We start from the raw sequence: 24,477 nt of genomic DNA on the forward strand, positions 1-24,477 counted from the left end.
ACAAGCTCGCACTAACGAATCACAATATTGTCAATCACCTGCTGCAAATACGCCGGACCCTTGGCTAACCTGCTTCCATACCAGCTAAACATTTCGCCATCCACCACTTTTATAGTTGCCTGCGGGCAAATTGCCTGAAACTCGGCGATGTGTTTTTCTTTGAATGGGTAGGGCTCAGATGAGAGTAAAATCAGCTGCGGATTGGCCTGCTGTAGTTGTTGGGTTGTTATTTCCGGATAACGCTCCAGGCTGGAGAAAACATTACTGAAACCACAGCGCTGCAGTATGGCATCTATAAAGTTATTGCCGCCCACGGCCATGTAAGGACCACGCCAGATAAAGTAAGCCGTTGCTATAGTTGGTTGGGCCAGTTGCAGCTGCTTAAAACCTGATGCTATAGTTTGGGTTAACTTCTTAGCTATAGTTTGGGTACCTGTTATTTCACCAAGTTGCTCCATCATTTCCAGCGAGTCTTCCAGGGTAAAGATGTCGCTCATCCATACCGGATATTTCTGCTGCAGTTGCTCAATGCCTTCCTTATAGTTCTCTTCCTTGTTCCCAATAATCAGGTCTGGCTGAAGTTGGTCGATCACATCGAACTTAAAATTTTTGGTGCCGCCAACTATAGTTTTCTGTATTACCTGCTCTTTGGGGTGTATGCAGAACTTGGTAACGCCTACGATACGATCCGCTAAGCCTAAATCGAAAAGCAGCTCGGTTTGGGATGGCACTAACGAAATGATACGCTGTGGCAGAACTGGCAGCTCCACCTGTCGGCCCATCTGGTCTGTGAAGGTCAAGGATGAATGAGTAATGATGAATGAGTAATTTGTAGGCTATAGTTTACGGTTTGGCAAAGTATAGTCTGCGCCACTCGTGGTAACCTACTCCTGGCACCATTGCTTTTATAGTTGATGTCAGGTTCATGCCCAGCTGCCGGCGCCGGATGTTGATGGCGATCAGGTTAAGGACAAGGGTGTTAATGGCAAATACCCACGGAAAAGGAGCATCTTTACGAACCAGTACAGTAACTATAAGTGCCAGCCACGGAAGCCAGATCAGGAGCCAGAATTGATAGCGTTTCATGGGCAGAGGTTATTTACTACCCTTAAGGTACAGTATTCTGGCAAAAAACAAAACCCCAGCGCTGTATAGTTGCGTTGGGGTTTTGCAATCGCTAAAAGTAGGAATGTTACTTTAGATAACGGAAGTCCTGCTTATCCTCAATCTTTAATATTGTTTCGTAGATCAGTTTGATCACGTTTTCTACGTCGTCTTTGTGCACGGTCTCAACTGTTGTGTGCATGTACTTAAGCGGCAGCGAGATAAGTGCCGATGCCACACCAGCGTTAGAGTAAGCAAAGGCATCCGTGTCGGTGCCGGTTGCACGTGAAACAGCCGAACGCTGGAACGGTATCTCTTTCTCCTGCGCTGTATTGATGATCAGGTCGCGTACATTGTTCTGCACAGCCGGACCATACGCTATAACAGGACCTTTACCGCAATGGATGTCGCCGCTGGTCTTCTTCTCGTACATCGGCGACTGCGTGTCGTGCGTTACGTCGGTAATAATGGCTACATCCGGGTTTATGCGGTGTGCGATCATTTCAGCGCCACGCAGGCCAATTTCTTCCTGCACAGCATTAACAACGTACAAACCGAACGGTAAATTGTGTTTGCGCTCCCGGATCAGTCTGGCAACCTCGGCAATCATAAAGCCACCAATGCGGTTATCCAACGCACGGCCCACATAATAGCGGTCATTCATCACCGAGAATTCATCCTCAAACGTGGCTACACAACCAACATGTATGCCCATTTTCTCCACTTCCTCGCGCGAGCTGGCACCGCAATCTAAAAACACAGTTTCTATAGTTGGGGCTTTGTCTTGTTCCACCTTGCGCACGTGTATGGCCGGCCACCCGAAAACTGCTTTTACGATACCTTTGGCGGTATAAATATTCACGCGTTTTGATGGCGCGATCAGGGCATCGGAGCCGCCGTTGCGTTTCAGGTAAATGTAGCCTTCCGGAGTAATATAGTTCACAAACCAGCTGATCTCGTCGGCGTGTGCCTCAATCACTACTTTATACTCCGCTTCAGGGTTGATAACACCTACCACAGTGCCATAGGTATCTACAAAGTAATCGTCGATGTACGGTTTTATGTACTCCAGCCACAGTTTCTGCCCTTCCACCTCAAATCCGGTAGGAGATGAGTTGTTGAGGTATTTCTGCAGGAAGTCGAAAGATTCTTGTCGCATAAATGTCAGTTAGAAATTAAAAATTACAGAAACCAGTGTTTACAGAACTTTTTATACGCGTCATTCCTAATTTCTAATTTCTAATTTTTAATTCATAATTAAATTACAGTGGAATATTGCCGTGCTTTTTGCGTGGCAGCGTTACCGCTTTGTTTTCCAGCATCTTAAATGCCTTTATCAGCTTGGCACGCGTTTCAGACGGAAGGATAACCTCATCAATAAAACCACGGTGTGCGGCACGGTAAGGTGTTGCAAACTTCTCTTTGTATTCCTGTACTTTTTCGGCAAGCTTGGCAGCCGGGTCTTCGGCTTCTGCAATCTCACGTTTAAAGATGATCTCGGCAGCGCCCTGTGCACCCATTACAGCGATCTCGGCAGTTGGCCAGGCATAGTTCATATCAGCGCCTATGTGCTTGGAGTTCATAACGTCGTAAGCACCACCGTAAGCTTTACGGGTAATAACCGTAATACGTGGCACGGTAGCCTCGCAGAACGCATAAAGCAGCTTCGCACCGTTTGTGATAATGCCACGCCACTCCTGGTCAGTACCCGGCAGGAAGCCCGGAACATCTTCCAACACTAAAAGCGGTACGTTAAAGCAGTCGCAGAAACGAACAAAACGGGCAGCTTTGGTGCTGGCATTAATGTCTAATACACCGGCAAGCACGGCAGGCTGGTTACCAACTATACCAATGCTGCGGCCACCCAGACGGGCAAAACCAACTACGATGTTCTCGCCAAAATTCTTGTGTACTTCAAAGAAAGAATCGGTATCGATAATGCCTTCAATTACCTCACGGATGTCGTAAGGCTGGTTCGGGTTCTCCGGAACTATAGTATCCAGTACAGAACGTGTTTCGTCCTGTCCGGCTTCGTAAGGTAGGGCAGCTGGTAACTCTTCGCAGTTCTGCGGGATATAGCTTAATAGTTTTTTGATGTAGTTGATACACTCCACCTCGTTGGCACAAGAGAAATGCGTTACCCCGCTCTTAGTGCTGTGTGTGCTTGCGCCGCCCAGTTCTTCCGACGTCACATTCTCGTGTGTAACTGTTTTTACTACGTTAGGGCCGGTCACGAACATGTAGGACGTGTCTTCCACCATCATGATAAAGTCGGTGATGGCTGGTGAATAAACCGCACCACCCGCGCATGGCCCCATAATAGCCGAAATCTGAGGGATAACGCCAGAGGCCAGCGTGTTACGGTAGAAAATATCGGCATAGCCACCAAGCGATACCACACCTTCCTGAATACGTGCACCACCAGAGTCATTCAGGCCGATAACCGGAGCGCCGTTTTTCATAGCCAGCTCCATGATCTTCACGATCTTTTCAGCATGTGTTTCAGAAAGCGAGCCACCCAGAACGGTAAAATCCTGCGAGAAAACATATACTAAACGACCATGAATGGTACCATAACCAGTAACCACACCATCGCCCAGGTAATACTGTTTATCGAGGCCGAAGTCTTTGGAGCGGTGCATTACAAACTTACCGATCTCTTCAAAAGAGCCTTCGTCGAGCAGTAAATGGATACGCTCGCGCGCTGTTAGTTTACCTTTTTTATGTTGTGCATCTATTCGGTCCTGTCCGCCACCCAGCAATGCTTCTGCGTTTTTGCGCTCCAGTGTTGCCAATTGGGCTTCTCTGATTTCTCCAGCCATGTAAATTATAGTATAACTAATTTATAATGTTCAGTCTATCTGTTCCCCAAATTTAAAAACTATAGTTCGATTTCGGGTATAGTTCTATACTTTTTTGGATATATAGGTGAAGTATATGCTCTTATAGTGCTCAGTTGCTCGATTAGGTTTGCAATCCGAAAGTATGGTAATGCAATATCAAAGTGGTAGCTTAAGGATATTAGGAGGATTGCAAATCCGCAGGTAACCAGGTTCCGGATTGCAAATCCGGAACAGCTAATTCTGCTGGCGCGGATCTGTGATCCGTGACTTAAATATAAAGTTGGATTTGTAATCCGACTGGGCCAGAGGCCCAAACTATAGTTCGACACGAGCGAGGACGCTCGCGCCATGGTCATTATTCCAACTATAGCTCTTTCAAACTATAGTTTCTGCTGGCGCAGAACGCCAGTTACAAACTGGCGCCAAGCCTAACCACAAGTTGCGCTAACGCTAAACTTGCGGTATAGCTATAGTTAGCTATAAAACAAAAAGCCACCCGAACCGGGTGGCTTTTTGCTATAGTTTATCGTTGATTATTATTCTTTCGATTTATCACCATCCGTAGACTTGGATGCCTCTTTTTCATCTATCTCATCAGAAGCTAAGTTTGGCTTGTTCTTTTTGCCGCTCTTTTTAGATGAGAAAGTTAGCTGTTCCTTGCCTTCTTCGTGGTCTACCGTAATTACATCGCCCTGGTTCACTTCGGCTTTCAGTATCTCTTCCGCAATCGGATCTTCGATGTATTTCTGAATAGCGCGGTTCAGCGGACGGGCACCGTATTTCGGATCGTAACCTTTCTCGGCAACATAGTCCTTGGCTTTATCGGTAAGCTCAATTTTGTAACCAAGTGTTTCGATGCGCTTAAACAGTTTGCTGAGCGAGATATCGATGATCTTGTGCATGTCTTCGCGGCTAAGCGAGTTGAACACGATCACGTCATCCAGACGGTTCAGGAACTCAGGCGAGAAGGTCTTCTTCAGCGCGCTGGCTATAGTTCCTTTCATGATATCATCCACGTTCTCGGCACGCGTCTTCGACATGAAACCGATACCGGCACCAAAGTCTTGTAAGTCGCGGGCACCGATGTTCGATGTCATGATGATGATCGTGTTACGGAAGTCAACTTTGCGGCCTAATCCGTCAGTCAGGATACCATCATCCAGCACCTGCAGCAACAGGTTATACACATCCGGGTGCGCTTTCTCGATCTCATCCAGCAATACCACAGAGTATGGCTTACGACGGATCTTCTCAGTCAGCTGGCCACCTTCTTCGTAACCAACATAGCCCGGAGGCGCTCCCACCAAGCGAGATACACTGAATTTCTCCATGTACTCACTCATGTCTATTCTAACCAGTGCATCTTCTTTATCGAACAGGTACGTTGCAAGCACTTTGGCAAGCTCTGTTTTACCAACACCAGTCGGGCCAAGGAATACGAACGAACCGATCGGCTTTTTCGGATCTTTCAGACCAACACGGGTACGCTGAATAGCTTTCACCAATTGCTTGATAGCTTTTTCCTGACCAATTACTTTTCCGCTCAGTTCATCGGCCATGTTCAACAGCTTCTGACCTTCGTTCTGCGCGATACGCTTTACAGGAATACCTGTCATCATGGCAATAACTTCTGCCACATTTTCCTCTTTTACCGTGTAGCGCTTCTTCTTGGTCTCTTCTTCCCAGTTCTTTTTCGCAGATTCAAGCTGGTCGATAAGTTTTTTCTCCTTGTCCCGTAGCTGTGCAGCCTCTTCGTACTTCTGGCTCTTCACTACACGGTTTTTCTCCACCTTGATGTTCTCGATCTGCTCTTCCAGCTTCAGAATGTCCTCAGGCACAATGATATTGTTGATGTGCACACGCGCACCAGCTTCATCCAGTACGTCAATCGCCTTGTCCGGAAGGAAGCGGTCGCTCATGTAGCGGTCTGAAAGCTTTACGCAGGCTTCGATAGCCTTATCAGTATAGTTTACGTGGTGGTGATCCTGGTATTTATCCTTGATATTGTTCAATATCTCAACAGTCTCCTCAGGAGTGGTCGGGTCAACCATTACGATCTGGAAACGACGGGCCAACGCGCCATCTTTTTCGATGTACTGACGGTACTCATCCAAAGTAGTTGCACCGATGCATTGAATCTCGCCACGGGCAAGTGCCGGCTTGAACATGTTCGAGGCATCAAGTGAGCCAGAAGCGCCACCGGCACCAACTATAGTATGCAGCTCATCAATGAACAGGATCACATCCGGAGATTTTTCCAGCTCGTTCATCACCGCTTTCATACGCTCTTCAAACTGACCACGGTATTTTGTACCAGCAACCAGAGAAGCCAAGTCCAGGGTAACTACACGCTTGTTGAAAAGCACACGGCTTACCTTTTTCTGGATAATGCGCAGCGCCAGACCTTCGGCGATGGCGGTTTTACCAACACCCGGCTCACCAATCAGGATCGGGTTGTTCTTTTTACGGCGGCTCAGTACCTGGGCCACGCGCTCAATTTCTTTCTCACGACCAACTATAGGGTCCAGCTTATCGTCTTCGGCTAACTTGGTTAAGTCGCGGCCAAAGTTGTCCAGCACCGGTGTGCGCGATTTTTCGCCCGGTTTTTTGCTGGTGCTGCCTGCGCGCGAAGAGGATGAGCTGCCAAATAATTTGTCAGAATCATCCGAATCGTCTGTGTCAGACGAGGCCAGCGGATTATTGCTATGATAATCCAGAGAGTCTCTTATTGCTTCGTAGTTCACGTTAAATTTCGCTAAGATTTGTGAAGAAATGTTGTCCTCGTCCCGCAGGATGGACAATAGGAGGTGCTCGGTTCCTATAATATCACTCTTGAAGATCTTGGCCTCCAGGTAAGTGATCTTGAGTACCTTCTCAGTTTGTTTTGTAAGCGGGATGCTGCCCGTAATGTTACTGTTCTGCGAAGCAGTATTTCGTGTAGCCTGTTCTAAGGCATACTTCAGCTCATCTATCGAAACGCCTAGTTTTTTAAGCAGGGCGATGGCAGTTCCTTCTCCTTCCCGGATCATACCCAGCACCAGGTGTTCAGTGCCAATGTAGTCGTGTCCGAGACGGATAGCTTCCTCACGGCTGAGTGAGATAACCTCTTTCACTCGGTTTGAGAATTTAGCTTCCATGTATAATTGTTAATCTTAAAAAAGTCTAAAACTGATAATTGATTTGAGGCCACAAGGAGAGCCCAGATTATAAACAACCACAGCAGGTATTATGTTCAGCGGAGCAACTAAACCTTATTTCAGGTAAGAAAGCGCTGCCGGGCCCTGTGTAAACAACAAGTCAATTATACTTAAATCTGGTGCAAATTGTTTGCCAAATACTTGTGTATAGGGTTTTACGTGCAAATTGTCAGGAATGATTTTAGGATGTATCCTGTTTCGCAGATCAAGCACATTTTGCGATACTTCTGACTGATACGAATCTGTGAAAAGGAGTGGCGTGTTTGCCTTCAGTAATTTAAAATAAAGTTGTAACAGTTCAACGTTTAAGTCAAATAAATATTTTGGCTGCCGCTCATAAACTGCTCTTACGTAGTCACTGTAAAATTCAAAATACGGAGCCCGACCGTAAGCTGCCTGTATGGTTCGCCAATGCACATTGTACCATTTCTGGCTGTAATCTATCTCTATATCAGTGATTAAGGTTTTTTGCTGGCTGTTGCCCCTGAGCACAGGAATGCTGAGCGGTACAACACCGTGCGCTGTAAGCACATGGCAGCGGTTGCGGTAACTCTGCTTTACATAGTTCTCGTGCTGCTCAATCAGGATGCTATCAGACCGGAGCGCGTGCCAGAAGTACTGCACCGGCGGGTTGTACATAAGTTCGGTAAGTAATATCAAATTATGAATTATGAATTATGAATTATGAATTATGAATTATGAATTATGAATTATGAATTATGAATTATGAATTATGAATTATGAATTATGAATTATGAATTCTCATCACTAATAAAATTGAAATAACTCAAATGGAAAAGTCTCAGCCATAGTTTGTGGGTAAAATGCGTCGCTTCAGCTATAGTGGAAGGACGTGAGTTCTGTTCTACCTCAGCTTCCAACCATTCATCATTTATAATTTCTAATTCATAATTCTGATTAATTGTACCTTTGCAGCTGCTTTATTGCTGATGAAGAAAAGTATAGACATTCCTTTTTTGTATTACCCAGTCTGGTTGCTGCTCAAAGGGCTGGCTGCGCTGCCGCTGTCGGTGCTGTATGTGTTTGCCAACTTCCTGTACTTCCTGATGTATCATGTGGCAGGCTATCGCAAAAAAGTGGTGCTGCAAAATCTGCGCAGCTCCTTTCCTGAAAAATCTGAAGCCGAACTGAAAACTATAGCCAAAGCCTTTTACCGCCAGTTTGCCGATGTGATTGTGGAGATACTACGGATGGCCGGAATGCCTGCAAGTGAAATGCGTGAACGGGTAAAGTTTACCAACCCGGAAATGCTGGAGGAGCTGGTGGCACAAGGCACGCCGGTGCTTATATTGGGTACGCATGTAGCCAACTGGGAATGGGCTTTGTCGGCGGCAGCAGTTACGTTTAATTTTCCGGCCGAAGGCGTTTACAAAAAGCTGAACAATCCTTTTTTCGAAAGCTTTATGCGCCACACCCGTAGCCGTCTGGGTGCCCGCCTGATCGAAATCAAACAAACATCCCGCGATTTTATCCGGCACCGGAATGTGCCACGCGTAGTCGCCCTTTTATCTGACCAGACACCACTGCTGCACGAAACCGAGTTCTGGACGGAGTTTCTGCACCAGGATACCGGTTTTTATGTAGGCGCCGAAAAACTGCAGCGCATGTTCAACTATCCGGTGCTTTTCCTGGATGTGAAACGTGTAAAACGCGGCCACTATGAGTTAACTTTTGAGCCCGTAAGCACCGAAACTATAGTTCCTGCTACAGCCCTCGGCGATTTCCCGCTAACACAGGATTTCGTGAACAAACTGGATGCAGCCATTCGTCGTGCCCCGGCCGATTACCTCTGGACCCACCGACGCTGGAAACGGCAACGACCAGCCAATATTTCCTGAAATATAGCGTTACAGGTATATTCAGTAAAACAACCTATGTATGGTCCGGATCGGGAACTATAGCAAAAGCTACAACCACAGATTGGTGCTGCAGGTACCAGCGCTGGAACTGGAGACAGACATTTACTGGCTGAAAGGGGAAAATGGAAGCGGAAAAACCACCTTCCTGAAATCCGTGGCTGGGCTTTTACCTTTTGAAGGAACTATAGCTGTGCAGGACGTAAGCATAAAACAGCAACCCATAAACTATAGGCAACTGGTAAGCTATGCCGAAGCCGAGCCGCTCTACCCAGCTTTCCTGACTGGCAACGATCTGCTGGAGTTTTACCGCCAAACCCGGAAGGCAGACTCATCGCAGATCAATACCTTAGCAGATGCTTTGGGAGTTAGTAACTATAGCCAACATAAAATCGGGACTTACTCCAGTGGTATGGCTAAAAAACTGTCGCTGGTGTTGGCGTTTACAGGTGCACCAAAGCTTATCCTGCTCGACGAACCCTTTATTACACTGGATGTTAATGCACAGCGGATACTCACCAACCTGATTGCTGATAGTGCGCAACGAGGCACGACTTTCATCATCAGCTCGCACCAACCTTTTGATGTGTTGCAACCCACTACCTTAACTGTAGCCAGCCAAACTATAACGCCGCAGGCAGCATTATGTTAAGCGTTGCAACTATAGTGACCAGGGTGCTGGTTGGGCCGTTTTATAAAGAGAACACCGGCTTTTTCCTGTTCTTGTTTTTCCTGCTTTTTGGCTTGATGAATGCCCGGGATCTGGTGTTGTACCATAGTAGCCTGATGCATACTATAGTTGCCACCGGAGTAGGGATGGGAGTGGCCATGCTGGCTGCGCTACTTTACAACTATAAATGTGCAGCTTTTGTGTTTCACAACTTGTCAAGGCCCGAAAATAGTTTTTTAATAAACATGCAGGCGCTACCAGTGCGGCAACAGTTTGCTATACTGTTTTTTTGCCAGGTTTTACTCGCAGCGCCGGTGCTGCTATACTTAGGGACAACTATAGCTATAGGTCTGCAGCAGGGGTTTATAGTTGCCGCGTTTGGGTTGGTGCTTTTCCTGATGCTCTCTTGCGCAGGCAGTGCTTTGCTATATGTGCGTAAACTGAATGGGACGCACAAGGCAACGCTCAGGTTGCCACTTTTGTTTTCGGGTAACTATACCAAATTGCCGGTCCTGTATCCATTGCATCATTTACTGCACGAGCGCAAACTGGCACTTCTGATAGTAAAGCTGTTCTCGTGTTTTGTATTTTACATGGTGTTCATCGTGAACCGCGATGTTTTCTCGATCAACTATTTCCGGTTGTTGTTTCTGCTTTGCGCAACAGGCCATAGTATGCTGGTGTACTATAGTTTTGCGTTTACAGAAAAACAGCTGGCCTTTACCCGTAACCTGCCTGTTAGCAGAACAAAGCGCCTGTTAAATTACCTGCTTACCTACCTGCTGTTGTTACTCCTCGAACTATGCCTGCTGTTAGTTTACTCCACGGGTTTAATGAACTGGATAGAACTTTTACAAACGTTTGCTATTGGACCAGGGCAACTTCTGCTGCTTATGGCAATTTTATACCTGCCAAACATGCACCTGCAGCGCTTCGGCTTATTTACTTGTTTGGTATATCTCGGTCTGGCCGTACTGCTGCCATCCGGCGTAACTATAGTATTGCTCGCCCAGGTAACTATAGCCCTCGCTATATTCTATAGTCGCTACTATAAGTTTGAATTAATGAATAGTGAGTAATGAGTAATGAGTAATGATCAGGAGGCCACCTTTCTAACTTCCAAACTTTCTAACTTTATAACTCACTAACTCTTAAACTATAAATATTCTTCAATGTCGCCGGCTCCCTGGCGCAGAACTTCAAATTCGTTGTTAGTGGCGTCTACCACCGTGGAGGCAATATTATTACCCGGACCACCGTCGATTACCATGTCTACTAAGTTTCTGTACTTCTCATAGATCAGTTCGGGGTCGGTGCTGTATTCCAGTATCTCATCTTCGTCCCGGATAGAAGTTGAAAGGATCGGGTGGCCCAGCTCGCGGACCAGCGCTAAGGCAATGTTGTTGTCGGGTACGCGTATCCCTACCGTTTTCTTTTTGGCAGCCGCATACTTGGGTACATTGCTGTTTGCATTCAGAATGAATGTGAATGGTCCGGGCAGTGCCTTTTTCATTACCTTGTAAGTAGGGGTGTCAATTTTAGCGTAGTCCGAAATGTGGGTGAGGTCGGAGCAGATGAACGACAGGTTTACTTTGTCGGGTTTCACGCCTTTTATCTGGCACACCCGCTCTATGGCGCGTGTGTTGTGTATGTCGCAGCCCATCCCATAAATAGTGTCGGTAGGGTAGATGATGACACCGCCATTGCGCAGTACTTCGGCTGCTTCGCGAATTTTTTTCTCCTGTGGGTTGTCCGGGTGAATCTGTAAGAAAACAGCGTTGCTCATAGTTTTATAGTTCTGGTTATAGTTGGTATGGTTTGTTTTTATCTTGTTTTACAGCGCCAGGCGTTTCCGAAAGGCTTAAGCAGGCATACTCATAAAAGGGCGTATACGTTATGCGTAAGGTTTATAGTTAGGCGTATCTTTGCAAAGATAATTCACTCATTCACACTATCACGCATTCGCAATTAGGAACAGAAGTGTTATTTTTGGCGGTTAATGTAAAAAAGGCCGGAACCTATAACACCCGCTGTGCCTTTACCCTTTATTATGGCTAAGAAAGTAGCAACTACAACCAAAAGAAAGAAAAAAGAAAAGAGCAAGGTAATTCCTGCCATCACGGTGCTGCTGGTACTGCTCTTTGTGTGCTTCTCATATTACGCGTACCAGATCGTGTACACGGGCAACGTAGATACCAAAGACCAGGAAATGTATGTGTACATCCCGACCGGTGCCACCTACGAGCAGGCCATGGACTCTGTGGAGGCCAGCGGCGTGATCATCGATCCGTTATCGCTGCGCTTTATGGCCAAGCTGATGGATTATCCTGAACTGGTAAAGCCGGGCCGTTATAAACTGGAAAATGGCTGGGGCAACCGCCAACTGATAGGTGTACTACGCTCCGGGCAGCAGACTCCCGTAAAACTTACCTTTACCAATGTGCGCCTGCGCAGCCAGCTGGCCGAAAAACTGGCCGCCGAAATCGAGCCGTCCAAAGAACAGATCGATGCGCTGCTGAATGACCCGAAATACCTGGAGACGCTGGAATTTGACACTACCAACGTAGTGAGCCTCTTTATCCCGAACACCTACGAAGTGTACTGGACCATTACCGCCGAGGAACTGATGCAGCGCATGAAGACCGAGTATGACAAGTTCTGGACAGCAGAGCGCCTCGAGAAAGCTGAAAAGCTGAATTTAACGCAACAGCAGGTTTCCACGCTGGCATCTATCGTTCAGGCCGAAACAATAAAGAACGACGAAAAACCACGTGTGGCTGGCGTATATCTGAACCGTCTGGAAAAAGGTATGCTGCTGCAGGCCGACCCGACAGTTGTATTTGCTGTTGGTGATTTTAACATACGCCGCGTACTGAATGTGCACCTGCGTCACGATTCGCCTTACAACACTTACAAATACAAAGGCTTACCTCCGGGTCCTATCAACGTGCCGAACATTTCGAGCATCGACGCCGTGTTGAACCCTGAAAAGCACGACTACATTTACTTCTGCGCCAAAGAGGATTTCTCGGGGTACCATAGTTTTGCCAGAACCGTAGCCGAGCACCAGGCCAATGCCCGCCGCTACCAGCAAGCCCTGAACCAGCGGAATATTATGAAGTAATTTAATTGTTGAATGGCTGAATTGTTAAATTGTTGATTCGGTAAAAAACCGATGTTACCATGATCAGTTTAGCCATTTAACAATTTAACCTTTAACCATTTAAGCAGTGTTTGAATCAGAAGTACAGATACGGGTGCGGTATGCCGAAACCGACCAGATGGGCTATGTATACTATGGCAACTATGGCGCTTACTATGAGGTAGCCCGTACCGAGGTGTTTCGCCGGCTTGGTATCCATTACAAAGAGATGGAAGCCACCGGTACCATGATGCCTGTACTGGAGCTGAAGTGTAAATACATTCGCCCGGCCAAGTACGATGACCTGCTGACGATAAAGCTGCTGGTAAAGCACAAGCCGCACGGCACACGTATAAAGTTTGAGTACGAGGTGTATAACGAGGAGCAGACACTGCTGAACGTTGGCGAAACTACGATGGTGTTTGTGGACATGCAGACTGGCAGGCCAACCGCAGTGCCCGAGCTGATACACCAGAAACTGGACGCTTATTTTAGCGAATGAAGTATAACCAGCAATACCTGAAGCGCCGCCGGGCTTACCGTAAGTTTATCGTTTTCCTGAAAAGGTGGCGGTTCAACAACGGGCAGTCGTCGGTGTACGAAGTGGCCGATGTGCTGCTGGGCGAGCTGCGCCTGGACTCCATCACCAAACGGGCTTCGTACATGGCCTTCAACTTTACGCTGGCTACATTCCCAACCATCATCTTCCTCTTTACGCTCATCCCGTATTTCCCCAGTATTCTGTCGCTGGACCTTGGCGAGAGTATCCTCGACTTTCTGGCGGACTTTATGCCTGCCGAGATGTACTCCGTAGCCTACGGCACAATTGAGGACATTGTAAATAAGCCACGCGGGGGCTTGTTGTCTTTCGGTTTTCTGTTTGCGCTGGTGCTTTCTACCAACGGCATCATGTCGCTGATGGATGCCTTTGACAAAAAATACCATACATTTTACAAGCGCACCTACCTCAAAAAACGATTGATCGCTACCATCCTTACAGCGGCATTGTCGCTTATCCTGCTCCTGGCAGTGGCAGCTATCTTTTTCGGGCAATGGATACTGGATGCGCTGGTGTTTTATGAGGTAGTAACCGAAAGCTACACCTACACACTGATCGTGATCCTGAAGTATGTGGCGATCATCCTGCTGTTTTTGCTGGCCACCTCGCTGATCTACTACTATGTGCCGGCCATCGAAGATAAGTGGCCTTTCTTTTCGGCGGGGGCAGTAGTGGCAACCGGGCTGATCTTTCTGGTGTCGATGATCTTCTCGATGTACATCAGCGCCTTTGATACTTATAACAAGTTCTATGGGTCTATCGGGGCACTGATCGGTCTGATGATCTGGCTCGATTTTGTGTCGATGATCCTGATCCTGGGCTTCGAGATAAATGTAAGCATGGACACCGTAACAAAGCGCCTGGTGCGCCGCAGAACCAAAAAAGCAGAAACAGCGGTGTAAAGCTATAGTTGCACCCGAAAAATTTTCTGCTTCTTTATCAGTAGTTTATAGTTTAAACGCCGGAACAAGCAAAAAATATTGCCGTATAGTTTTGAAAATTCGGTGCGGTGCTATACTTTTGCTGCACGATTAATTACAGAGAGTTGGCGGAGTGGTCGAACGCGGCGGTCTTGAAAACCGTTGACTGTAACAGGTCCGGGGGTTCGAATCCCTCACTCTCTGCAAAGCCTGAGCTACACAGCTCAGGCTTTTTTGTTTTCAAGGCCTACCATTTCCCAGTTTCTTATCCGTACTCAGGCCAACATTGCCAGCGCTTATTTATTAGTTTCGTTAAGCACTCTGCCGTTACTCTTATCTTCGTTAAAAGTCGGAATGGTATAGGTCTGGCTATCGCCTAACAGGTGCATTTTCAGGTCATATATGGTAAACGGTTCGCCTTCTTTAATATCGTATATATTGGTGCTGCTGATGTCCATACCATCCAGTATGGTTACCAGCCCGCTACCTACCACTTCTATCTCTCTTCCATCCTTTACAAGTATAGCAGTATCTTCTTCCAGACCTATGCCAATGCAGCCTGGGTTTTGTGCTACTGTCTGTGCCATGCGTATAATCCGCCCTCTGTCTATAAAATGGGTGTCAATGGCCACATTCTTCAGCAGGTCCAGCCCGGCGGTGGCGCTTACCTGGTCTTTCAGCATACCGCCCTGCGCTTTCCCTTTATAGATCATGTTTGTAGACATGGCGGAGGCGCCTGCACTGGTACCTGCTATAATTACCCGTTCGTTCATATACCGCTGCTTAATACGCTCCAGTAAAGGGCTGCCACCCAATATAGCCGTTAACCGCAGCTGGTCGCCGCCGGTAAACATAATACCGGCTGCTTTTCCGACAAGCTCTATTTTCTCCGGATCCTTTGCATCATCCCGTGTCCTGACATCTACAATCTTTACATTTGTAATGCCCAGTTCATCAAATACCCTCACATACTCTTTAGCCGACGGTTCCGGCTCGCTTGAGGCAGCCGGTATAACTACGACCAGGGGATTTTTACCTTTCAGTTCTTTTACAAAGCGCTTCAGGATCTGCTCGCTGATAAAGCTCTTATTCTCATCCTGAGATTCAGGACGTTCTTCTTCGTTTTTGCTTTCTTTCCCACCAATGGCCAGCAGTATACCTTTAGGTACAGGCAAACCCAGTTTCTCCCTCTTTTTAGCCGAAGATTTTGTTTTTACTGTCATCTGCGGTCGGTTTAGTTCCAGAATTTAGAATAGCAGCTATAGTAGGTTTGGTGCCCGCTTTTGTAGTAACACAAATAACTATAGCTATAGTTATCAGTATACGCTATACAATTTAAAGCTGCTGTGCTGCTGCCTGTAAATACTGTATAACATCAGCCCATGCAGTAGTTACCTGCAGTGCTACGTATAAGTACTTAATTGCCAGTGTGCCTGATGCCTGTGTTAACCAGGGCAGAACCCGTTTGTACGTAGCTTTATGCCCTGGGCGATTCATCCTAGTTGGTGTAACTCCAATTTATAGCATTTGCAGGAATGTACATCCGGGAACCTGACTACTAAAGTGACGGGTATTAGAAGATTGGCTGTCCGAACCTATTTTACTTTATAGAATGCAAACATCTGAGCAACAGCTTACCAGTGTTCTTAAAGCGTACGAGCAAGTACCGGATCTATACCTGATCTTTTCTCCCGGGCTGGTCATACTTACCGCATCCGATGCCTACCTGAAAGCAACCAACATCAGCCGTGAAGATATAGTTGGTAAGCAGCTCTTCGATATATTTCCGGACAACCCTGCAGCTATAGTTGCCAATGGTGTTAAGAATTTAAAACATTCGCTGCAGCAGGTGCTGGCTACCAAACAACCCCACCGCATGGCTGTGCAGCAGTTCGATCTTCCCTTGCCGGCTGCAATGGATGGTGGTTTTGCCGGGAAATACTGGTTGCCACTTAACACGCCTGTGCTTGATGAGCAGGGTAGAGTGCAGTACATCATCCATAAAGTAGAAGACGTTACAGACCAGGTAAGCAACAACGGAACAGCAAAAAAGATTGGGTTTGCTGATGAAACACCTGATAGCACCTGTACAACTGTTGGAAGAACTATAGCAGAGGAAACCTTAGCCAGGTCAGAGCAGAAGTACCGCACCCTGTTCGATTCTATAGACGAAGGCTACTGCATTATCCAGATGATCTATGATGATGCTGGCAAGGCCATTGATTTCAGGTACCTGCAGGTAAACCAGGCTTTTGAACGCAACAACGGCCTTCACAACGCAGAGGGTAAAACCATTCGGGAGTTAGCGCCCGACATTGAACCAAAGTGGATGGAGATTTACGACCAGGTGGCCCAGACAGGTACGCCGTTGCGTTTCGAGGAGTCTTCAAAGGCACTACACCGTATTTTTTCGCTCTATGCTTTCCGTATCGGTGATCCTGCCGAGCATTCGGTAGCTGTTATTTTCTCTGATATCACAAACCACAAAAAAGCGCAGGAAGCCCTGCGGGAATCGGAAGAACAGTTTAGGCTTTTTGTTACGGCCAGCTCCGATATCATCTATAAAATGAACGCAGACTGGAGCCTGATGCAACTGGTGACCGGGGAGGATTTTTTCCCTCATACCGGGGAGACTGCCTGCTCCTGGGTAGATGTTCATATCCCGGCAGAAGAGCGGGGGGTGGTAAACGCAGCTATTCGGGAGGCTATAAATACACAAAGTATCTTCAGGTTAGAGCATAAAGTAAATAAAGCTGATGGAACTATAGGTTGGGTGTCGTCGCGGGCTATACCTGTTTTAGATAAGCAGGGCAGGATAAAGGAATGGTTTGGAACAGCCAGCGACATAACCCTGCGCAAGCAGGCCGAGCAGCAATTGCATCACCTGAATGATACGTTAGAGCACCTGGTAGCCGACCGCACGCGCGAACTGAATGAAAGTAAACTTTTCGCTGAACAGATCACGGAGGCAACACCCGATTTTATTATGATCTTTAACCTGCTCACAAACAGGGTAGAATTTGTGAATCAGGGCCCTTATTCCGATAACCAGGATCGTTACCAGGAAACGCTTCGCATTGGATATGAGGAATTAATGGGCAGGTCGCATCCGGATGACCGGCAAAAACTGTGCATGTTCATAGACGGGTTCAGGACAGCGCCTGACCAGACGGCACGCACGTTAGAGTACCGCGTTGTGAATGAGGGCAAAATTACCTGGTACCGTAGCAGAGGAAAAGTGTTCCGGCGCGACCACCAAGGCAAACCGACCCATTTCATCAGTGTGGTGCAGGACATCAGCGATCTAAAACAACTGGAGCAGGAAAACCTGCAGATACGCCTCGAACAGCAAAGAAATAACCTGCTGACCATACTCGAAGCGCAGGAGGAGGAACGCAGGCGCATGTCCGAGTCTTTGCACAACGGATTAGCACAGTTACTATATGCCACAAAGCTTACCGTAGATGAAGTAGCCCACAAAGTACCGAACGAATACGTAAAAAAACTGAACAAACTGCTGATCGAAGCCATAAGTGAGACCAGGAGGGTATCGCATGAGCTGGTGCCTGTCATTTTAAAGGACTTTGGGCTGAAGCGGGCTATAACGGATATGTGTGAGAGCCTTAAAAGCGATAACCTGCAGTTGGATTGTGAAATAGAAAGCTTTGAGACGAAGCTTGATGTTTACCAGGAACTGTTGCTCTACCGGATCAGCCAGGAGCTGATCAATAACATTCTGAAACATGCAAAAGCCACCGAAGCCAAAATTCTGCTGTACCAGGAGGACGGAGAGATCTTTTTAAAAGTGCGGGATAACGGCGTTGGTGTAAAAAAACGGCTAACAGGGCAGAAGGGGATCGGGCTGCGCAGCATCGAAGACCGGGTTAAGTTACTGAACGGTACCTTTGCTGTTTCGGTACCTTCAACTGGTAAGGGCACGCAGGTTGTTGTCTCTATACCATTGTAAAAAGGAAAGAGTTTGCTCCGGGCACAGACGCGTTAACTTTTTTTAGTGTTCTATCAGCCTGAGTAAAGGGCTAAACTATAGCAAACAAGCCGCCCTTTTAGAGTGGAGCGGCTTGTTTGCTATAGTTTATAGTTGAGGTTTTGTCAGCAACCAGTACAGTAAGTCAACGTGGGGCAGCTTATTTTTTCTTCTTCTGGTAAATTTCCACGCCGTACTGCTTCGTGCTCGTTTTCCAGCCTCTGTGCATGCGGTCGCTGTTAAACACAAGGGCGATATTCCCTTCCCTGTCCACACCTATTACACCTACGTCTCCTTTGTCAGGGTCTATGCGTTCCAGTACCACTGTTTCGCAGGCTTTCTGCAGCGACAAACCTTTATACTCCATTAACGCGGAAATATCATAGGCTACAATGTTCTTTATTAACAGTTCGCCATCTCCGGTGCCCGAAATAGCACAGGTACTGTTTTTAGCATAACAGCCAACACCAATAATGCAGCTATCGCCAATGCGGCCCATTTTTTTGTTTTCGGTGCCGCCCGTAGATGTCGCCGCGGCCACGTTTCCATCCCGGTCTAAAGCTACTGCGCCTACGGTGCCGTGCATGCGGGCGTTCAGTTCGTCCAGGCCAATCCGGTCGCTGCTTGTAAACTCTTCTTCCCGCTTTTTGGAGAACGCATCAAACTGGTGCTCGGTAATAAAATAAGAGGATGGCTCCATCCGGATGTCTATCTTTTTTGCATATTCCAGCGCACCCATATCACCCAGAAATCTGTACTTGGTATTCAGCATCACGGCTTTGGCCAGCGAAATTGGATTGCGGATATTCCGGATCAGGGCCACAGCACCTGAAGCCTGATCATCGCCGCGCATTATGGCAGCATCCATTTCCACTTCTCCGTTTGCATTTAAAGCAGAGCCTCTGCCGGCATTAAAAAGCGGATTGTTCTCTAATTTAATAACAGCAGCTTCAACGGCATCAACGGCCGAGCCACCTTCTTCCAGTATTTTGTACCCTGCATCTACCGCTTCCTGTATTCCCTTCTGGTACCCCTGCCTGTTTTCATGTATGTGGTCAGAATCTGGTCCCGCGCCACCATGAACTACAATTGCAATCGGTTTTTTCTTAGCCATAAATGTTTTTTTTGAGTAGTTAAGGTGTATACTTCGGGGCATGGCAGGTTGTTTTGTGCCTGCTACCAAAAGAAAAAGTAATGTGTAGGAAAGAGGTAAGCCTCCGCTGCCCGAACCAGCATCAGGCTATAGTTGTATGCCACTTTACTATAATGCTATAGTTTACAAACCCCTGTCGCAGCCCGGTTATATTCTAGCTATAGTTTGATGCTGCTCTAACTATAGTTTGTACTCGCGCTACCCGTATTACAGATTGCTTGGTAAACTATAGTTTAAGCGTACAGCTACCTTAAAGCTGTTCCATAGTATGTTTGTGCTGGATTACTTATCAGCGTTTTGCTCGCGGTGCTGGATCACCCTGAAATTCTCGACGAGCTTAACTGCTTCCTGAATATCTTCTGAGAAAAGGGTAATAAATGCATTTTGCGGCGCATACTCGATGGCATAAGCCAGGGCACTTGACTCCTGTTTTATCTCGATCGGCTCGAGCGCAGGTTTAACAGCAAAGATCCCCTGTTTAAGCAGGTTATTTATCTCACTGCCTTTGCGGCCTCGCAGGTCCTTGTCCTGCCTTATAATGATCTCGTCAAACATTTCTGCTGCCAGCTTGCCTACTTCTATCATATCCTGATCGCGCCTGTCGCCTACGCCTGCAATGATGCCTATTTTAGTGGAAGCTTCCGTGCTCCGGATAAAGTCGCCGATGGCCTGCATACTGGCAATATTGTGTGCATAATCGATCAGGACCTCAACTTTTGGCAGTTTAAAGAGATTCATACGGCCGGGCATTGTTTCTGCAGATGGCACAAAGGTGCGCAAAGCGGTTTTGATCTCGTTCACTTCAAGATGGGACGTGTAAGCCGCCAGGGCTGCTGCCAGCACATTGTAGATGTTAAAGCGGGCTCTTCCACCAAACGTTACAGGAATATCAGCCACCCTGTCGATGCGTATCTTATAGGTGTTCTTGAAGATCGATATGAAGCCTTCCTCGTAAACGGCGGCCAGCCCACCTTTCGAGATATGTTCTGTAATGCGGGGGTTCTGTTCATCTAAACTAAAGAAGGCAATTTTACACTGCAGCTCCTTTGCCATGTCGTATACCAGGTCATCATCCGCATTTAAAATGGCGTAGCCATCAGAGCAGACTGTTTTGGGTACTACAGCTTTTACCCTGGCCATGTCCTCTACCGTATGAATATCGCCGAGCCCCAGGTGGTCTTCTGAAACATTAGTTACTACACCAATATCGCATTGTGTAAAAGCCAAACCAGAGCGCAGCATTCCGCCACGGGCTACTTCCAGCACAGCATAGTTTACGGTCGGGTCTTTTAACACAAATTCGCTGCTGAACGAGCCTGTTGTGTCGCCTTTAATAATTTTTTTGCCCTGTATGTAGATACCATCGGTAGTGGTGAAGCCGACATTATAGCCCTTAAAGTTAAGAATATGCGAAATGAGCCTTGAGGTAGTGGTTTTGCCATTGGTACCGGTAATTGCCACGATCGGGATGCGGGAAGGAGTGCCATAAGGGAACAGCATATCAATGATCGGTTCTGCCACATTGCGCCGTAACCCTTCGGTCGGGGAGATGTGCATGCGCAGGCCTGGTGCCGCGTTAACCTCAATTACGGCTCCTCTGGTGTCGGGTAAGGGAATGGCAATGTCGGAGGTCATCACGTCGATGCCGCAGATATCAAGGCCGATGATGCCAGCAATCCGCTCGGCCATCAGAACATTGTAGGGGTCAACTATATCGGTCACATCGGTAGCCGTGCCGCCAGTGCTCAGGTTAGCGGTTTTTTTCAAGTGCAGCTCTTCGCCAAAGTCAAGTACCGTCTGCAGGCTGATGCCTCTTTCCCGTAAGATACTGCGCGTAATGCGGTCTACTTTTATGTGTGTCAGCTCTTTTTCGTGGCCTACGCCGCGGCGCGGGTCCTTGTTTACCTGGTTTATCAGCTGCCTTATAGTAGATACCCCATCGCCCACAACCATGGCCGGCGTACGTTTGGCGGCAGCCACAAATTTGCCGTTTATTACCAGCAACCGGTAGTCGAAGCCTTGTATGTATTGCTCCACCATTACTGCCTGCGAGTAGCGCTGCGCTTCAGCAAAACCCTTGGTGGCTTCTTTCCAGTTCTGAATATTGATGCTGGCACCTTTGCCCTGGTTGCCGTCCAGCGGTTTGGTCACTACCGGGTAATCCAGTTCCTCAATGGCTTCTTCCAGTTGCTTTAAACTATAGACTGTCCTGCCTTTGGGTACCGGAATGCCGGCATCTTCCAGTATATCCTTGGTTATGTTTTTATTGCCTGCATTCTCCACACCAAAAAAGGAGGTGTTGTTGCTCATGGCCGCCTGAATGCGCTTCTGATAAATGCCATAGCCCAGGTGTATATGGCTGGTCTGCCTGTTCTGGATGTAAGGGATGTTGCGGTTTACGGCTTCCTGTACAATTGCTTCCGTGGTCGGGCCAAAGTATTCATCCTCGCGTATCTGGTGCAGTTTTGCCACATCCTGAATGATGCTTACCTTTTCGCCTCTGGCCAGGGCTTCTGTAATACGTACCGCTGCTTCGGCGGCATAAGCTCCGGCGCGTTCCTGCTGGTAAGAGAAAACTATAGTTTCCACGCCTGGCTGGCTGCCGGCATAACGCCTGCCATACCCGCTGTTCATGCCCGCCATGGTCTGCAGCTCCAGGGCAATGTGTTGTACCACCTTGCTGAAAACTGTTCCTTCCTCCAGCAACCTGATAAAGCCTCCTTCTGTGCCCGCCGATGAACGGTGTTTGTACATGCCCGGAAAAAGCTTCTGGATCTTCTGCGCCAGGTTAGGGATTTCGTTTGTCTGTACATGCTGCAGATCTTCCAGGTCAAGTTTCAACACAATTATCTTGGGATGCTTTATGGACCAGTAGTTTGGCCCACGCATTATTTTCAGTTCGAGGATCTTCATAAAGATTTTAATATTGACTCTTCCGACTCAGATGTTAGTAAGTATAGTATTGTATTCCGGGTAAATTAATTGGCAGGAAAATACAAGATGGTCTTGTTTAACTATACGAACACCGGCAACAGCCAGCAAGCCAAACCGGATTAAATACGTAATAATGCTCCCGGAATTAGTAGCGAGTGGTATATACTAAGTATAAGTACTTACTTAAAGCGCTTTATTATTTTGTAGCGGGTATTTACTAAATGACTGTAATAGATGGCCTTTTGAAAACTATAGTAACAAGCAAAAGGAACCGCTACAGGCTTGGTTTATAGTTGCGGTGTTTATAGTTGTGGTGTCCCTCAAAAGTTTAAAAAAGGGATAAGTACTTATTGGCTGCTGTAAACCTGTATTTACGTGTATAAAGCCTGTAATTAATACTATACAAGTAGCCGGAGGCAGTATAGCCCCGTACTACAACTACACACTAACTACGTGAAGTGTGCTATAGACCCTACCCCTGAAGAAAGAGAGAAACCATAACTTGTTAGGTGCTGAGGATGGTTTCTCTCTTCTTTTTGAGTATGTTTTGATAAATGACAGGCACGGAGCTTTTAGGGTTTACTGCTTTACGTATAGTTAATGTAACTGTGTTTTTACACCCTAATTAAGATTTTAACCGCATTTGGTGCTTATAACAGTGCCCATAAGCTTGGAATAAAGCGATACCTGGTAACTTTATGTTTTTGCAGGAGTTAACAGGCAATTCAAAATGTGTGGTGCCAGGGATACAACGATACTGATTTCCTTTATCTTAAATATAGTACGAGCATGTCAGAACAAAAGCGCGTCAGAGTTATAGTTACAGAAGACCACATGATTTTGCGGCAAGGCCTTAAAATGCTGCTGGATGAAGACAAGGAGATAGAGGTGATAGGCGAAGCCGGCAATGGCGTGGAATTGCTGGAAATGCTGGCACAGAAACCGGCAGATGTGGTACTCATGGACATAAACATGCCTGATATGGACGGCTTTGAAGCCACCGAACATGTAGTGGCAGAACATCCTGAGACAAAAGTAGTGGCGCTTTCGATGCTGGACAGCTTGCCGTATGTACAGAAGATAATGACCTGCGGGGCATCCGGCTATCTGCTAAAAACAACCGGCAAGGACGAGCTCCGGTCGGCGATAAAGTTAGTGGCCAATGGTACCAACTATATCTGTAGCGAGCTTTCAATTAACATGCTCTCCAATGCTATGTCGGAAGTGGCGCCCAGAAACGAAAAAGTAGAACAGACGGGGCTGTCGAAAAGGGAAATAGAGGTTTTGTCGTTGATAGCCGAAGGATACACCAATGCCGAAATTGCTGACAAGCTGTTTACCAGCAAACGAACTATAGAAACGCACCGCCAGAATATACTTGAAAAAACGGGTGCCAAGAACACTGCCAACCTGATCAAATACGCGATCGGACATAAGATCATCGACATTGATGCTGCAAAATAGTTGGCTATACGCTATGTATAGCAGTTTTATAATACATAAGTGGTTGCGTAACAACCTTGATCAGTTGCCTCAGGGTGGTGTTTATGGCAACCTCTGTAAACATAGCTTAGTGTATTCCTGAAATGATTTGTTACATCAGGGTACAGCTTTAGTGCAGCTCAGTAATAAGTAAGGCTCAGGTAACTCAGCGTCTGAACTATAGGTTAATACCAGGCATAAGATTTCAAGCATACTCCGGCGTCACAAAAAACTCTGGGAAACAAAATATAGCATGAATACTTCCCAAACCCGGCTTGTAGAGGAGCTGCAAGAGCTTTCTGCCGGATTAAATGAGAGCAATACCCTTATTCTGAAGGAGATAAATGGTTCTTTAATGTGCCGGTTTATAATGCATGGGCTGGTGCGGCATACCGTAAATGTGACTTGTCCGCTGCTCGCGTACGCCCTCTGGCAGATCAGTAGTGTAGGCATCATAGACGGCAATGATTTTATGATTTTTAAAAACGCCTTCGGTAAGTTTTCCCTGCATATAAAAGCCAGGCAGCTTTACGCCGAGCTGGGACTACAACACCCTGATGCAGACCTTGAACTGCAAAACCTGTTGGTTGCCTAAACTATAGTTGGTTATT

19 protein-coding genes and 1 tRNA gene are annotated in these 24,477 nt (G+C 47.0%); 10 read left to right on the plus strand and 10 right to left on the minus strand.

Annotated elements, in window-relative coordinates:
* Window positions 1–11: 11 nt before the first annotated feature.
* From H7F15_RS07590 to H7F15_RS07615, 6 genes are all read right to left on the minus strand, one after another.
* A complete protein-coding gene (locus H7F15_RS07590; RefSeq protein ID WP_185196661.1) occupies window positions 12–782 on the minus strand; it encodes an ABC transporter substrate-binding protein in 771 nt (256 codons plus the stop codon).
* Between the two features lie 61 nt (window positions 783–843).
* Entirely contained in the window at window positions 844–1,086 is a 243-nt protein-coding gene (locus H7F15_RS07595) for a hypothetical protein (RefSeq protein ID WP_185196375.1), read from the minus strand.
* Between the two features lie 106 nt (window positions 1,087–1,192).
* The gene (locus H7F15_RS07600) at window positions 1,193–2,263 is read right to left on the minus strand and encodes a M42 family metallopeptidase (protein WP_185196376.1); all 1,071 of its coding nucleotides are present in this window, start codon (window positions 2,261–2,263) and stop codon (window positions 1,193–1,195) included.
* Between the two features lie 103 nt (window positions 2,264–2,366).
* Window positions 2,367–3,926 (minus strand): acyl-CoA carboxylase subunit beta, encoded by a 1,560-nt coding sequence (locus H7F15_RS07605; RefSeq protein WP_185196377.1) that lies wholly within the window; start codon window positions 3,924–3,926, stop codon window positions 2,367–2,369.
* 557 nt (window positions 3,927–4,483) lie between these two features.
* Window positions 4,484–7,084 (minus strand): ATP-dependent Clp protease ATP-binding subunit, encoded by a 2,601-nt coding sequence (locus H7F15_RS07610; protein ID WP_185196378.1) that lies wholly within the window; start codon window positions 7,082–7,084, stop codon window positions 4,484–4,486.
* A gap of 114 nt (window positions 7,085–7,198) precedes the next feature.
* Complete coding sequence (locus H7F15_RS07615) at window positions 7,199–7,783, minus strand: WbqC family protein (protein WP_185196379.1); 585 nt, start codon at window positions 7,781–7,783, stop codon at window positions 7,199–7,201.
* A gap of 311 nt (window positions 7,784–8,094) precedes the next feature.
* Here H7F15_RS07615 and H7F15_RS07620 point away from each other — a divergent pair, with 311 nt between their 5' ends.
* Genes H7F15_RS07620 through H7F15_RS07630 form a run of 3 tightly spaced genes read left to right on the plus strand, consistent with a single transcriptional unit; the run spans window position 8,095 to window position 10,770 of the window.
* Complete coding sequence (locus H7F15_RS07620; protein ID WP_185196380.1) at window positions 8,095–9,003, plus strand: lysophospholipid acyltransferase family protein; 909 nt, start codon at window positions 8,095–8,097, stop codon at window positions 9,001–9,003.
* A 40-nt stretch (window positions 9,004–9,043) separates the two neighbouring features.
* Window positions 9,044–9,673 (plus strand): ABC transporter ATP-binding protein, encoded by a 630-nt coding sequence (locus H7F15_RS07625; protein ID WP_185196381.1) that lies wholly within the window; start codon window positions 9,044–9,046, stop codon window positions 9,671–9,673.
* Entirely contained in the window at window positions 9,667–10,770 is a 1,104-nt protein-coding gene (locus tag H7F15_RS07630) for a hypothetical protein (protein WP_185196382.1), read from the plus strand. The genes H7F15_RS07625 and H7F15_RS07630 overlap by 7 nt, the downstream gene beginning before the upstream one ends.
* Before the next feature lie 77 nt (window positions 10,771–10,847).
* On the opposite strand, the gene H7F15_RS07635 is transcribed toward H7F15_RS07630, so the two are convergent.
* A complete protein-coding gene (locus H7F15_RS07635) occupies window positions 10,848–11,477 on the minus strand; it encodes an L-threonylcarbamoyladenylate synthase (protein WP_185196383.1) in 630 nt (209 codons plus the stop codon).
* A 264-nt stretch (window positions 11,478–11,741) separates the two neighbouring features.
* Between H7F15_RS07635 and mltG the strand changes: the two genes are divergently transcribed.
* From mltG to H7F15_RS07655, 4 genes are all read left to right on the plus strand, one after another.
* A complete protein-coding gene (gene mltG / locus H7F15_RS07640; protein ID WP_185196384.1) occupies window positions 11,742–12,815 on the plus strand; it encodes an endolytic transglycosylase MltG in 1,074 nt (357 codons plus the stop codon).
* Between the two features lie 106 nt (window positions 12,816–12,921).
* A complete protein-coding gene (locus H7F15_RS07645) occupies window positions 12,922–13,335 on the plus strand; it encodes a thioesterase family protein (protein ID WP_185196385.1) in 414 nt (137 codons plus the stop codon).
* Window positions 13,332–14,294, plus strand: coding sequence for a YihY/virulence factor BrkB family protein (locus tag H7F15_RS07650; RefSeq protein WP_185196386.1), 963 nt, complete (start codon window positions 13,332–13,334; stop codon window positions 14,292–14,294). The genes H7F15_RS07645 and H7F15_RS07650 overlap by 4 nt, the downstream gene beginning before the upstream one ends.
* A 137-nt stretch (window positions 14,295–14,431) precedes the next feature.
* Window positions 14,432–14,516, plus strand: a tRNA-Ser gene (locus tag H7F15_RS07655).
* Window positions 14,517–14,608: 92 nt separating this feature from the next.
* Here H7F15_RS07655 and H7F15_RS07660 read toward each other — a convergent pair.
* The gene (locus H7F15_RS07660) at window positions 14,609–15,535 is read right to left on the minus strand and encodes a cyanophycinase (RefSeq protein ID WP_185196387.1); all 927 of its coding nucleotides are present in this window, start codon (window positions 15,533–15,535) and stop codon (window positions 14,609–14,611) included.
* A gap of 389 nt (window positions 15,536–15,924) precedes the next feature.
* On the opposite strand from H7F15_RS07660, the gene H7F15_RS07665 reads away from it, so the two are divergent.
* Entirely contained in the window at window positions 15,925–18,279 is a 2,355-nt protein-coding gene (locus H7F15_RS07665; RefSeq protein ID WP_185196388.1) for a PAS domain-containing protein, read from the plus strand.
* 178 nt (window positions 18,280–18,457) lie between these two features.
* Here H7F15_RS07665 and H7F15_RS07670 read toward each other — a convergent pair whose 3' ends face one another.
* Both H7F15_RS07670 and cphA read right to left on the minus strand, forming a co-directional pair.
* Entirely contained in the window at window positions 18,458–19,411 is a 954-nt protein-coding gene (locus tag H7F15_RS07670; RefSeq protein ID WP_185196389.1) for an isoaspartyl peptidase/L-asparaginase family protein, read from the minus strand.
* 321 nt (window positions 19,412–19,732) lie between these two features.
* A complete protein-coding gene (cphA, locus tag H7F15_RS07675; RefSeq protein ID WP_185196390.1) occupies window positions 19,733–22,363 on the minus strand; it encodes a cyanophycin synthetase in 2,631 nt (876 codons plus the stop codon).
* A gap of 810 nt (window positions 22,364–23,173) precedes the next feature.
* Between cphA and H7F15_RS07680 the strand changes: the two genes are divergently transcribed.
* Together H7F15_RS07680 and H7F15_RS07685 are read left to right on the plus strand one after the other, a co-directional pair.
* Window positions 23,174–23,848 (plus strand): response regulator transcription factor, encoded by a 675-nt coding sequence (locus H7F15_RS07680; protein WP_185196391.1) that lies wholly within the window; start codon window positions 23,174–23,176, stop codon window positions 23,846–23,848.
* Between the two features lie 271 nt (window positions 23,849–24,119).
* On the plus strand, window positions 24,120–24,461 hold the full coding sequence (locus H7F15_RS07685) for a hypothetical protein (RefSeq protein WP_185196392.1): 342 nt from the start codon (window positions 24,120–24,122) through the stop codon (window positions 24,459–24,461).
* Window positions 24,462–24,477: the final 16 nt, after the last annotated feature.

Origin of the sequence: Pontibacter sp. Tf4, from assembly GCF_014212495.1 — a bacterium.
Taxonomy (GTDB): domain Bacteria; phylum Bacteroidota; class Bacteroidia; order Cytophagales; family Hymenobacteraceae; genus Pontibacter.